Raw genomic sequence first — 12,590 nt, forward strand, 5'->3', positions numbered from 1 at the left:
TGCGTGATCTTCCTTTTCACTTCGCTTGCATAGTAAGTAACGGCCGTCCTTGTATATGGCCGCTTCTGTGTTGACGATAAACATGGTTGATCGCTCCAATCTGTAGTTTTATTGGACTAATAAAAGCAGAGCTCCGATAAAAAAGCCCTGCTTCTCTTCCATTTTCACTTCTTCGTTCAATAAAGTACTTTTATAAAACACTCTTATTCGCCACTGGTAACAGCCATGCCGGCATCCGCTCATACAATCGCCATTCAAAACTAATTGGCTTATTGCCCTCATGTGTCACATAATCGGCAGTCCCTAGGAAAACAAACGGTGAAGTATAGCCATCTTTCTGTTTATGCTCTCGAACAAACAAAGCAATTTTATTTCCGGATTGTCGATGGTTAATGTACCTTTTGCCAGTAGGACTTGTGTCTGATGTCTTATTCTGAGATTGCCAATGAAATAGTCGATCACTTATCGCATAGTCTTCATACTGCGTTGACGGTGAGAAATCCTTGTCCGATTTATTTAATGTGATGAAGAAAATATCCGTTTGTTTATCTTCAAAGTACTTAACTCCTTCTCGAAATGCTGGTTTGACTTCTTCATTGAAATAACCGAAAGCCGCCAGCACTTGATCAGATGTATATTGCGCATGCACGCGAAGCGGAGACGTATAGTCGAATGGCGATGGCTTTTCAACTGAACGGATTTTATCCATGCACACCTCTAACACTTGCTGTATTTCACTTTTATGAACTTCATTTGAAATGATTTTTTGTATACCATCATGCATAGACTTGAAGCCTAAATTTCCTGGAGGCGCGTCGAAGAACGAGTAGTATAACATCCCTACCATCAGATACTGTTCATCATTTTCAATTAAACCGCCTACCAAGTATTTCTGGTAAAATTCGATAAGATCTGCTGAGTCTAGATGAAACAAAGCATGAATTCGCTTAGTTACAACCTCTTCATATTTGCTATCAAAATCAGCTGCTATACCCGCTTCGATTTTAAGCCTCTCAAAGGACCTGTTTTTTCCCTTGCCATAAAATTCAGCCAGCGTAAGATGATGATAATGAAGAAAATTTGATAACGTTAGCTTCTCACCCGTATCTTCTTCAAAATACTTGATCTTCGTAATAAGATTTTGTTTCGTGTTTTTCACTTCTTTTACATTCCGCAATATATATTCCTTCGCTTGCTTCTCCATCTGAATGACGGATCCTTTAGGTAAATGAAAGAACCCATTTTCAATGTAGTGCCGAATGGAATGCTTTGTCCTTCCGACCAGCCCCCTGAACTTCTCTTCGAATGGATAATCTGCGTGAGCTTGTCCTACAAAATCTAGTACAGTTAAACATTCCTTGTCGTCTGATAGACGTAAACCTCGGCCTAATTGCTGTAGAAATACGGTTAGACTTGCAGTCGGTCTAAGGAATAACACAGTATTGACTTCGGGAATATCAATCCCTTCATTGTATAGATCCACAACGAATATGAATTTGATTTCACCACTTACTAATTTTCGCTTTGCTGTATTCCGATCCTCATCTGACGACTCCCCATGCAAAGCGATTGCAGGAATTTTCTTTGAGTTAAAGTATTTAGCCATATATTTTGCGTGTTCAACTGACACACAAAATCCTAAAGCTTTTACCTGATCTAGGGCAGTAACATACTTATTAATACTGCGGATTATAAGATCACTTCGACGGTCATTCGAAGTATAAACATTTGTAAGCTCGTCAGTATCGTAACCTCTTCTTGACCATTTAATTGCCGAGAGATCAACATTATCTGTTACACAAAAATAATGAAACGGACTTAACAATTTCCGATCGATCGCCTCTGTTAATCGCATCTCAGTTGCAATTCGGTCGTCAAAATAACTAAGTACATTTTGATTATCCATTCGTTCTGGGGTAGCTGTTAGACCTAATAGAATGTTCGGCTCATAATACTCCAATAAGGACCGATATGTTGGTGCTGTAGCATGATGAAATTCATCCACAATGATAAAATCATAGAAGTCAGCCGTTGTTTTTTCTATCATCTTTCTACTATTCCAACTTTGGATACTCATAAAAAGTTGGTCGTATGAAGAAGGTTCAAAACGGCCGACAAACATTTCTCCAAAGTTGGCATTCTTTAAAATCGCACGAAAGGTATACATACTTTGCTTAAGTATTTCTTCTCTATGGGCAATAAACAATAATTTCGCATTCGGACTCTGCTGCATGAAACGCTTGAAATCAAAGGCAGAGATGACTGTCTTGCCAACTCCAGTAGCCGCCACGACTAAGTTTTTCATATGCCCATGTACAGTTCGTTCAACTTCCAGTTCGTCTAAAATTTCTTGCTGGTAATGGTACGGCCGAATATCAAGGAAATACTGTTCATTCGTCTCTGCCACTTGTTCTTTCGTTAAGGATTGGCGAACTTTAGACCAGTTTTCTTCGTCACTTGCTGACAGACTTTTAAACTCTTCATCATTCCAATAACCTTCGAAAGTCGCTTCAAACTTCCGTATAATATCAAATGAATCTTTCTCTGTTACTTTTAAGTTCCACTCGAGTCCCGAGGTAAGTGCTGGATTGGAAAGGTTTGAGGAGCCTATATACGCAGTACTAAACCCTGTTTTTCGTTTAAACAAATATGCTTTTGCGTGTAAACGTGTTCTTTCTTTATCCAAAGAAACCCGAATTTCAGTATTAGGGAGCTTACTTAGCTCTTGAAGTGCTTTGTAATCTGTCGCTTCCATGTATGACGTTGTAATAATTCTTAGACAGCCGCCATGTTCAGTGAAATTACGAAGCTCTTCAATAACAATTCGCAAACCAGACCACTTCACAAATGAAACTAGCCATTCAATTTCATCAGAAGTAGCAATTTCCTTTTTTAACTCCTCTAACATATTAGGCTCGGCATGTGATCCGGTGAATAAAGAGCTTTGTGTCAAAGGCGTAACGGGTCGAAGTACTTTTTTCTTTTTTAATGATTGAGCTGTGTTTATCGTTTTATAGATTGATGTAAGTATTTCTGCATGCTCCTCCAATTTAAGTCCCGCAAAATCATTGTCATTTAATTTTTGGTGAAGCACATCAATGATTTCATTACAAATTTGAATTTGTCTAAGGAGTGAATCTTCCTTATCTCCACCGTCTCGAATATGTGATAACGCATTCCTTGTTACAGATGAAATATAACTGGATAAAAGAACCCTTGCCTCTGCTTCGTCTATTCCTTCCTTTCCCACAGCAAATATATCTGGAAGCTCGTCCAATTCAGCTTTAATTTTCTTGTTTATTAATTGTTCATAAATCCCTTCTTGCATTGTTGTATCACCCTTTCGACGGCTGGAATATCTGCTGGTGCCCATTCCAATGTTTTAAGTTCACTGAACGGCACCCATTTTAATTCACTATGTTCCATAGCAATTGGTGTTCCACTATTAATTTTGGCGAAATATGTTTCTAAACGCACTGTAAACTGCTCATATTTATATGACGTATCTTCAACAAATTGACTGATTTTAATATTACAATTAAGTTCCTCTTTTATTTCACGAACTAAAGCAGTCTTTGGTGTTTCACCTGGTTCAATTTTACCGCCAGGAAATTCCCAATAACCTGGCAAGAACATATTCTCCGATCGTCGCGCACAAAGAATATCGCCTTTTTCGTTATGTATAACTGCAGCCGCGACGTGAATGATTTTAGTCATTCGAACTCTCCTCTATTTTAGCTATAGTTCAACCTTAATGTATGTTGTATAATTCTAACTTTCTAAATTGGATACCGTTTCCATTGTAGCATTTTCTCTATTCCAATTGAACGAATTATTGAAATTCAAAATTCAGAGTGTCCACGAGCCTTTGTTAATTATTCCCTAGAATTCTCTACACTTTACAGTATTCATTTCATCACCCAATTCTCCTAATCGAAACCAATATAAATTCAAGTTTTACAAATTTCATATTTGTTTGACAGTTTAATATTTTATTGCTAATATGAAGGCGCATTCAAAATCTATGATTGGGGGAATAGGAATGGCGAAAACAATGTATGCACTTGATTTGAGTAAGCCGATGGAAGAGCAAGCACATCCGGGTCACAATCGGTGGCATCCGGATATTCCTGCTGCTTTTTCTGTAGATCCTGGTACTTCTTTTAGGATGGATTGTAAGGAATGGACGGATGGGCAGATTGAAAATAATGATAGTGCGGAGGATGTTCGGAAAGTGAACCTTTCGCGTGTTCATGTTTTGAGTGGCCCGGTGTATGTGAATGGTGCGGAACCTGGTGATTTGCTTGTTGTCGATATTTTGGATATCGGGTCGCATCAAGGGTATGAATGGGGTTTTAACGGGATTTTTGCGAAAGAAAATGGTGGTAGCTTTTTAGTGGACGAGTTTCCGGAAGCACAAAAGTCGATATGGGATTTCGAGGGTATTTATACGACTTCGCGACATGTACCTGGTGTGAAATTTGCGGGGTTGATTCATCCTGGTTTGATTGGCGTTGCTCCTTCAATGGAACTTTTACAAAAGTGGAATGACCGAGAACAAAAACTGATAGATACGGATCCGAATCGGGTACCTGCGCTTGCGAATGCCCCTACTTCGGAGAGCGTTGTGCTTGGTACTTTATCAGGTGCAGAGTTTGATAGAATCGCTAAGGAAGGTGCTCGGACTGTACCGCCACGGGAGAATGGCGGAAACTGCGATATTAAGAACTTGTCGAAAGGATCGAGAATCTTCTTCCCTACTTTTGTAGAAGGAGCGAAGTTATCGGTCGGCGATCTCCACTTTTCTCAAGGGGACGGGGAAATTACGTTCTGCGGTGGGATTGAGATGTCCGGCTGGATCGAGTTGAAAGTAGACATTATTAAGGGCGGCATGGAAAAATATAAAATTACTGAAAACCCTGTGTTCCAGCCTGGTCCGGTTGAACCGAATTATAGTGATTATCTAGTTTTCCAAGGGATCTCAGTTGATGATCGTAATGGACAACAGACTTATTTGGATGCCAATATTGCTTTCCGCAGGGCATGCTTGAATGCTATTGAATATTTGAAGACGCTTGGGTATACGGGCGAACAGGCGTATATGCTGTTGAGTACTGCGCCGGTTGAAGGGCGCATCAATGGCATTGTTGATATTCCGAATGCATGCTGTACAATCGCGATTCCTACTCAAATTTTCGATAGAGATATTATGCCGAAATAAGGGGGAATCATTTTGCCTAGTTATACATTCCGTTGCAAAGACTGCGGTGAATTTACGCTGTTCTTCAAATCTATGTCCGGCAATAAAGAGATGGCTGACTGCCCAGACTGCGGCCATGTGTCGACTAGAGTGTTTCTAGCGCCTAATCTTCATTCCCTTTCAAGAGAATTGAGTTCACGCATTGAAAAAGGGATGGAACCGCAGCGCATGACGCGGGAAGAGTTAGGTGCCAAACAGCCAAAGAAAAAGACGAAGGTCAATCGTCCTTGGCAAGTTGGTTAAGTGAATCGGACAAGCTTTTATCCACGTAGGCTCTTTTGGCTTGTGTGGATTTTTTGCATGAAATCGGTATTCGTATATCTCACTCCCGATTGGATAGCCTATATTTAGAAGGGAGTGTTGCATATGATGCCAGAACGTTTGCCGCTTGCAATATTGGATGAGGCGCAGTTGAAGGTGTTGGGTGACTTGGAGGAGGAGCTCGGGGTGACATTGGTCGCTTATGAGAGTTCGATGCATGATGATGCGACAAATCATATTGTTGAATCGGATGTTTGACTGATAAGGGCTATCTACGGATAGTCTTTTTTTGATGGATGGAATTTATTATTCCCAAGTTGAATTTATTACCTGTCGGGTTAATTCTTCCTGTTATGATACGTTTTTCACTTGCCAGCCGGGAATACATGTTCCACAACTCAGATAACAGGTTTATTTTGGGGGTGTCTGCATTTGAGTATTGCGGACAGATTGAGCCAGCTGTGCGGAGTTTTGAGCCACTGTTTACGGACAATAGAGCCAGTGAAGGCGGATGAGAGAGCCACTTGTGTAGTTTTAAAAAGAGGTTTGATCATAAGAAAGTTCCAACCATACCCACATTTTACAATAAGTAATTAGAACCCATTCCAACAAAAGATTGATCAAAATGGGTTCTAATCCAGCAAATTTAAGTTTTGTTTTCTAAAAAAGGAATAATTACTCCGGAAATTCGAATCTCCAACTAAAGCACCCGTTCAATAACTGCCTAGAACTTAAACGACAGTTTCATTATTTTTGTTTTTCACTCAACTCTTTTAATCTCTCATATGCTTGGTCATTCGCTAATAATGGGCTTTCTGATTTGATTGCTGGTAAAATATATTCATTTAGCGATATTCTTTCAAAACTTCTACCGGTTTCAATAACAATTAGCTCTAGTTCGGGAACAACTATAATCCACTGACCACCTGCACCACGTGCTGAGAATAATCGTCCATTTTCACTTTCATTCAAATAAAAATAGTAACCATAATCATAATCATACACATCAAATTCAGTATGTGGATAAAGGGATTCCTTCACCCACTCTTTTGGAACAATTTGTTCCCCATCCCATTTTCCATCATGAAGATAAAGGTAACCAAATCTTGCCATGTCCCGTGGGGTCATCTGGGAATAGGTTCCACCATGTGCTATTCCTTCATTTGTAACATAAAACTCCAAACTATCCATCCCGATTCTATCGAATATCTTTTCTTTGCCATATTCGTTTAATGTCATTCCAGATGCACGTTCAATAATGGCACCTAGAACGTAGGGCGCGCCAGTATCATAGTTCCATTCACCCACTTGTTCCTTAATGATTGGTTGATTTAGATAATATTGAAGTAGACTTTTACTATTGTCCCATACCCTAAAAAGTTGAATTGATGATTCTTCTGAGTCCCATTCCGGCCACTGAATACCAGTTTTCATCAAAAGTAATTGTTCGATCGTCATATTTTCTTTTTCTTCACTCATATTTTCAAACGTCATGTCAGGAAAATAATCAAGTACACGGTCATTAAGATTAATAATTCCTTCATCAATTGCAATTCCAGCTATTGCGGAAGTTAGACTTTTCGTTACAGAATAAGTATTATGCGGATACTTCTCATTGTATGGAGAAGTATATTTCTCTGCGACGATATGCCCATTTCGTATGATGAGTAAACCATGTAATTGTCTCGGGTCATTTTGTTCAATGTATTCAAACAGCTCTACTAACTTTTCACTATCCATTCCTTGTTCCTCCGGTGTTGAAGTCGGCCATTCTTCTGTTGGCCAAACAGTATGGAGTTCAGATAGAATAAGCTCTGATGTTTCTTCTTTTTCTCCCTTTGCCACCCTTTCACTTCCATACCTTTCCAAATAACCGGTAATAATTAAAATAAGAAGAATAACTGCTACAATAATTACTTTAGATTTTCGCATGATCTCCGCTCCTTCGGACTATGAAATGTGCTGTGAGGTCCACTTGGTTGGTACAGAGAGACCAATCCCTCAAGCTGCTTGGTACTACTATTACCTTATAGGGACAATGGAATTGTCCCTTTGTCGAACAAAATGGATAGTAATAGTTATTTTATACGACTTTCATAAATTTTTCAATTATTCTATTTAAATAAGCGAATCAAAGGAAACATGTTAATAGGCAACGCGTTCAGAGAATTCTATTTTACAGGATATAACTTGTATTACTTTGTTCAAAAAAACATCAAAAGAGTATAGTAAAATTGACATCCTCTTACTATAAGCAATACATTTTAAACAGCACCTATCTGTGAATTATTTTACAGAGGGACTGTCCCCTCTTCATCCATAATTTTCTTTTTCTTACCAACTTCGTCTAGGACATGCTGCTTTTAACGAAAGAATGTTATATTATTGGGCAAAAACGTATGTATCGCAACTTAAACGTAGAGAACCATATACTCAATTAAAGAAAATGATTCAAATTATCATTACCGACTTTTTTCTATTGCCGCCCGAAGACATTCATAGTAAATTTCAGTTACTAGATCCTTATAACGGTATGGTTTTCTCCGATCATCTTGAGATTCATGTTGTTCAATTGCCGACAGAACAAGAAAAAGGATTGCAGGAGATGAACGAGCTAGAAAAATGGTTATTATTTTTCAAAGGGATGACGAGAGAAAAAGGAGGAAATTGCGATGGAAAGTTCAGCTATCAAAGAAGCCTTCGATGAAATTCGGAAATTGAGTATGGACCCGGATACCGTACAGCTTGCGATTAATCGGGAAATTGCATTGCGTGACCATATCCAGCGGTTGGAAGACGCCGAAAAGAGAGGGATTGAGCTGGGGAGAGCCCAGGGCAGGGAGCAAGGTAAAGCGGAAGGTAAAGCCCAAGGTAAGGAACAAACAGAAGTTGAAATCGTTCTCCAAATGCATGCAGAATCCTTACCTGTACCATTAATATGTAAGGTTACTAAGCTGTCGGCGGAGAAAGTTCAGCTAATCATTGATTCTAGTACAAATGCGCGTTGAGATTTATCCGTACAAAAACCCCACATTTCATCGTGGGGTTTTGTGTATTAGTTATTCCCGTTCAAGCGGCATGGAACAGCATCTGAACGAGCCGCCGGACTTGATGATTTCGGAGAAGTCGACTTCAATGACTTCGAATCCATTCGCCCGCATGGCTGTGTTCACTTTTTCGTTTTGCGGCAAGCTGAATACTTTGCCGTCGCCTATTGATAATACGTTTGTGCCCATCGTAAATTGCTCTTCCGGAGACACTTCGATGAGTTTATATTGTTGTTCTAGCATTTCTATTATATCTGCAGAGAGAGCTTCTGGGAAGATGAGCCCTACCTCCGGTGACAATATGTTGAATACACAATCCAGGTGTAAGTATTTTTCATTGAACGGCACGCGGATGATGTCGTGTTTCGGTAGATCGCGTTGTAAATTGCGGACCGCCTCGTCGGATGTCCGGCTGCTGATGCCGACGTATACTTTGTTGCGGTCGACAATTACGTCCCCGCCTTCCACTCGGTCGGTCGTCGTCTGGTATGGAATGTCCTCTTCTTCCAGAAATTCCTCAAGTGCTTCCTCTTCACCTTTTCGGATATCGCTCGCCATTTCTGCGACGAATATTTCCTCGCCGACCGTGAAGCCGATGTCGCGTGTGAAAACCTGCTCTGGGAATTGTTCGGATGACGGGAGTTTAATCACTTCTACTCCGTGTTCAATGAGAAGTTTTTCAAATTCCTCATGCTGCTTCATCGCTAATTCCACATTGATGTTCTCTTCTGCGTATTTCTTTTGGGTGTCATTGATAACGTCCTCGATAGCCATGAATTTCGGCTGGCATAGGATGACTCTCTTTAAAGTATCGTATTCCGTATTAACTTTGGTTTTTGATTGATCTTCCACAGGGGAACTCATGCATTCATCCTCCACATCTTTTTTCTCCACCGCTTCTATTCCCTTTTATTATTTAAATAAAACATCAAAAGAATTCCAAATGAAAAAAGGGCCGAATCATCGGACCTTTTTTCATGTTTCATTTCCTAACATTGAATATTAAAATATTTCCCGAAATAAGTCGATTTCCCGGGAAATAGGTCGATTATTTCCCGTTATTTCCTTTGCCGATTCCATAGTAAATGTTCATTTCGTTTTCAGGCACCATGCTGCCGCCGGTTGCCCAGACGAGATGCGTAGCGGATGATGAGTCGGCTTGTGGCATATCATGGCGAATTGTTTGGATAGGTCCCGTCATTCCTGCGAGTGCTGATGGTTCAAGACGGATCTCCTCGGTGTCGGCAATCATGGTAAGCAACTCGAACATCGTTTCATCAGCGATTGTGTAACAACCTTCAAGCAATGGCTCCATCTTCTTACCGACGAATGCGGACGGTGTTCCGACAGCGAGTCCATCTGCAGCGGTTTGATTATCCAAGCCGAAGTCCGCGACAGACACTTTATCGTGCAAGCCCGTCATCATGCCGATTGTCATGCATGGGGAATGTGTCGGTTCCGCGAAGAAACAATGGACATTGTCGCCGAATTGCAGTTTCAGTCCGAATGCGACGCCTCCCGGTCCACCTCCAACGCCGCATGGCAAGTAGACGTATAGTGGATGCTCCTTATTGACCATAATGCCTTGTTCTTTTAGTTGCGAAGCGACTCTTTCGCCAGCTACAGCATACCCAAGGAAAAGGTCGAGCGAGTTTTCATCATCGACGAAGTGGCAGAGCGGATCGGCTTCCGCCTGACGCCTTCCCTCTTCGACCGCTTTGCTGTAGTCGTCTGCATATTCGACGACAGTCACGCCCTTTTCACGAAGAAGCTCTTTTTTCCAGAGTTTTGCGTCAGCGGACATGTGGACGGTGACGTTGAAACCGAGCTTTGCACTCATGATGCCGATGCTCAGGCCAAGATTTCCCGTCGAACCAACTGCGATTTTATGCTTCGCGAATAGATTACGGAATTCCGGCTCAGCAAATTTTGCATAGTCTTCGTCCAGTTTGATAAGCCCATGCTCCAAAGCAAGCGTTTCGGCATGTTTCAACACTTCGTAAATGCCGCCACGCGCTTTAATAGAACCAGAAATCGGAAGTGCATTATCCTGTTTCAAAAGCAGCTCTCCGGGGATATCGCTATTATATTTCGCAGCAAGCGCTTGTTTCATTTTTGGAATAGATATGATTGGCGATTCGATGATGCCGTTCGCGGCAATAGTTTCAGGAAATACTTTTTCTATATAAGATGCGAATCGTTTCAATCGGTCGCTAGCGTCTTTCACGTCCGCTGCCGTAATACCGGATTGAGCAATACCTGAGGCACTGTCGCCATTCGATGGGTTTTGCCATAGGATTTCCCGTTTATCGATAATTTCTTGTAAGAGCGGCATTTTTTCAATCCACTTTGCTTTTTCGCTTTGATTCATTCATATCGACCCCTTGCTGAATTAAGTTGACTCAAGTATAGCATGCAAGAGGTCTTTTATTATTCATTCAATACATACTTGTCGATCAGTTCTCGAGTCAAGTCAAATCTAGGAATTGTATCTTTGCTATCCTCCCCGACCCCAATGACGACGGTGATAATCCGTTTTCCTTCGTAGATGCCAGTGCTCGCAAAGCACGGTCCGGCTTCCTCGGTATAACCCGTCTTTAAGCCTTCCATGCCGGACATCGCCTGTGGCATGCCGGGCAGCATGAGGTTCGTCGTCCATAATCGATTTCCTTCGCTCGTCGTGAAGTCGGTCATACGGGAAAACTCAAGAACTTCAGGGTGCTTTTTGAGAAGCTCCTTTGCAATCGCCGCAACATCACGGGCCGTCGCTTCGTTCGTCTCTGTTTCGTCTAGCCCTGTTGCGTTCACGAACCGGGTGGCTTCAAGACCGAACCGCTTAGCTTGTTTGTTCATCTCTTTGACGAATGCTTCTTCCGATCCACTGACCATTTCTGCGAGCGCCACAGCTGCGTCATTTGCAGAGATGACTGTCATGGCGGTGAACAATTCTTCGACGGTATAGGTTTTATGCTTGTCCATTCCTAGTATGACGGCATGTCTGGATTGATTCAGCGCAGCTTCGGAAGGCTTGTAACTGCTTTCCCAACTGAGGCTGCCATCCGTTATTGCTTCGAGGACGAGGTATTGGGTCATCAGCTTTGACATGCTGGCAATCGGCAGGGCTTCCTTGGCATTTTGTTCGTAAAGGATTTTCCCCGTTTCCGCATCCAGGACAATCGCAGCTTTTGCATCACTGTATAGGGGGTCGGCTTCTGTCCTCGCTTCTTTATCTTTGACGATGAATAAAAAAGCCAATGCAGCGGCAAATATAATTGCAAGAATCTTTTTCATATGGAAAGTCACACCTTTTATTGTAATACTTCTATTGTCTACAACAAAGATGAAGATTCATGCATGGTTTTTATGAAGATTTTCTGAAGAGACCCTTAATCTTATGTGCAACGGGATAGCCGGAAGGTGCACACACCTTCACTAATTGACATGAATATTCTAATACTAACGACGTCAATGATGGTGGTGATTTGCATGGAGAGTGCGGGGATTTTGGCAGGGCCAATAGTACGGCGGGTGGATACGGATTCGGTTGCCGTTTGGGTGGCGACAGACCGTCCTGTTAAGGCGGACGCGGCCATCTATCATCTTGACACGAATTTTCGCTTTGTCACCACTACGAACACAACTACAGTTCAAGCAGGCCATCATTTGTTCATTCACCTTCTACAGGTGATTGGGCGATTTCCAATGGATACACTCCTTGGATATGTCCTGCTTTTTCACGATGGCAAAAACATTTTTAACTTAGTAGATTCCATCGTCTATGATGGGCTTCACTATCCTTTGTTTTTCTTCCCCGCTTATGCAGCTCCAACTTTTCTATATGCTTCGTGTCGGAAATTCCACGGGAAAGGGGATGATGCTCTCATTGCAGGAGATGCACTTAACCAAATAGCGGCCCGCGATCAGGAAACCCGTCCGAGTGCTATTATTTCTTACCGACGATTGGATTTACGCGGATGATGAAGCGGATCCGCTATTTCCAGTCATCAGATTGGTTTCCGAAC

The 12,590-nt window shown here is 41.6% G+C and carries 11 protein-coding genes and 1 pseudogene; 6 read left to right on the top strand and 6 right to left on the bottom strand.

The features are described 5' to 3' along the window. Positions 1–190 precede the first annotated feature (190 nt). On the bottom strand, positions 191–3,328 hold the full coding sequence (locus tag SLU01_RS12195; RefSeq protein WP_147058711.1) for a DEAD/DEAH box helicase: 3,138 nt from the start codon (positions 3,326–3,328) through the stop codon (positions 191–193). After that, positions 3,301–3,717, bottom strand: coding sequence for a (deoxy)nucleoside triphosphate pyrophosphohydrolase (locus SLU01_RS12200; RefSeq protein WP_147058712.1), 417 nt, complete (start codon positions 3,715–3,717; stop codon positions 3,301–3,303). Before SLU01_RS12200 ends, SLU01_RS12195 begins: the two co-directional genes overlap by 28 nt. 325 nt (positions 3,718–4,042) lie before the next feature. Here SLU01_RS12200 and fmdA point away from each other — a divergent pair, with 325 nt between their 5' ends. From fmdA to SLU01_RS18025, 3 genes are all read left to right on the top strand, one after another. After that, a complete protein-coding gene (fmdA, locus tag SLU01_RS12205; protein WP_147058713.1) occupies positions 4,043–5,221 on the top strand; it encodes a formamidase in 1,179 nt (392 codons plus the stop codon). Between the two features lie 12 nt (positions 5,222–5,233). After that, positions 5,234–5,503: an FmdB family zinc ribbon protein gene (locus SLU01_RS12210; protein ID WP_147058714.1), complete on the top strand. Its 270-nt coding sequence runs from the start codon at positions 5,234–5,236 to the stop codon at positions 5,501–5,503. 123 nt (positions 5,504–5,626) lie between these two features. After that, on the top strand, positions 5,627–5,779 hold the full coding sequence (locus SLU01_RS18025; RefSeq protein ID WP_170232696.1) for a hypothetical protein: 153 nt from the start codon (positions 5,627–5,629) through the stop codon (positions 5,777–5,779). Between the two features lie 489 nt (positions 5,780–6,268). Here SLU01_RS18025 and SLU01_RS12220 read toward each other — a convergent pair whose 3' ends face one another. Next, entirely contained in the window at positions 6,269–7,453 is a 1,185-nt protein-coding gene (locus SLU01_RS12220; protein ID WP_147058717.1) for a serine hydrolase domain-containing protein, read from the bottom strand. 436 nt (positions 7,454–7,889) lie between these two features. Between SLU01_RS12220 and SLU01_RS18475 the strand changes: the two are divergent. Then, positions 7,890–8,228 (top strand): annotated as a pseudogene (locus tag SLU01_RS18475) (PD-(D/E)XK nuclease family transposase); the annotation flags it as partial. Further along, positions 8,194–8,529, top strand: a complete 336-nt coding sequence (locus SLU01_RS12230; RefSeq protein ID WP_147058721.1) for a FliH/SctL family protein — start codon at positions 8,194–8,196, stop codon at positions 8,527–8,529. The pseudogene SLU01_RS18475 and the gene SLU01_RS12230, both read left to right, overlap by 35 nt. 51 nt (positions 8,530–8,580) lie before the next feature. Here SLU01_RS12230 and SLU01_RS12235 read toward each other — a convergent pair whose 3' ends face one another. From SLU01_RS12235 to SLU01_RS12245, 3 genes are all read right to left on the bottom strand, one after another. Further along, on the bottom strand, positions 8,581–9,432 hold the full coding sequence (locus SLU01_RS12235; protein WP_147058842.1) for a dimethylarginine dimethylaminohydrolase family protein: 852 nt from the start codon (positions 9,430–9,432) through the stop codon (positions 8,581–8,583). 184 nt (positions 9,433–9,616) lie between these two features. Continuing rightward, positions 9,617–10,939, bottom strand: coding sequence for a D-serine ammonia-lyase (gene dsdA / locus SLU01_RS12240; protein WP_147058723.1), 1,323 nt, complete (start codon positions 10,937–10,939; stop codon positions 9,617–9,619). Positions 10,940–10,998: 59 nt separating this feature from the next. Beyond that, the gene (locus SLU01_RS12245; RefSeq protein ID WP_147058725.1) at positions 10,999–11,859 is read right to left on the bottom strand and encodes a D-alanyl-D-alanine carboxypeptidase family protein; all 861 of its coding nucleotides are present in this window, start codon (positions 11,857–11,859) and stop codon (positions 10,999–11,001) included. A gap of 195 nt (positions 11,860–12,054) precedes the next feature. Here SLU01_RS12245 and SLU01_RS12250 point away from each other — a divergent pair, with 195 nt between their 5' ends. Next, entirely contained in the window at positions 12,055–12,546 is a 492-nt protein-coding gene (locus SLU01_RS12250) for a hypothetical protein (RefSeq protein WP_170232697.1), read from the top strand. The last annotated feature ends 44 nt before the right edge of the window (positions 12,547–12,590 follow it).

This window comes from Sporosarcina luteola, assembly GCF_007991495.1.
Lineage (GTDB): Bacteria > Bacillota > Bacilli > Bacillales_A > Planococcaceae > Sporosarcina > Sporosarcina luteola.

What these genes read in the sequence shown, in the direction of transcription:
- SLU01_RS12195 (WP_147058711.1), bottom strand. Translation starts at nt 3,328, where the DNA reads ATGCAAGAAGGGATTTATGAACAATTAATAAACAAGAAAATTAAAGCT.
- SLU01_RS12200 (WP_147058712.1), bottom strand. Translation starts at nt 3,717, where the DNA reads ATGACTAAAATCATTCACGTCGCGGCTGCAGTTATACATAACGAAAAA.
- fmdA (WP_147058713.1), top strand. Translation starts at nt 4,043, where the DNA reads ATGGCGAAAACAATGTATGCACTTGATTTGAGTAAGCCGATGGAAGAG.
- SLU01_RS18025 (WP_170232696.1), top strand. Translation starts at nt 5,627, where the DNA reads ATGATGCCAGAACGTTTGCCGCTTGCAATATTGGATGAGGCGCAGTTG.
- SLU01_RS12220 (WP_147058717.1), bottom strand. Translation starts at nt 7,453, where the DNA reads ATGCGAAAATCTAAAGTAATTATTGTAGCAGTTATTCTTCTTATTTTA.
- SLU01_RS12230 (WP_147058721.1), top strand. Translation starts at nt 8,194, where the DNA reads ATGGAAAGTTCAGCTATCAAAGAAGCCTTCGATGAAATTCGGAAATTG.
- SLU01_RS12235 (WP_147058842.1), bottom strand. Translation starts at nt 9,432, where the DNA reads ATGAGTTCCCCTGTGGAAGATCAATCAAAAACCAAAGTTAATACGGAA.
- dsdA (WP_147058723.1), bottom strand. Translation starts at nt 10,939, where the DNA reads ATGAATCAAAGCGAAAAAGCAAAGTGGATTGAAAAAATGCCGCTCTTA.
- SLU01_RS12245 (WP_147058725.1), bottom strand. Translation starts at nt 11,859, where the DNA reads ATGAAAAAGATTCTTGCAATTATATTTGCCGCTGCATTGGCTTTTTTA.
- SLU01_RS12250 (WP_170232697.1), top strand. Translation starts at nt 12,055, where the DNA reads ATGGAGAGTGCGGGGATTTTGGCAGGGCCAATAGTACGGCGGGTGGAT.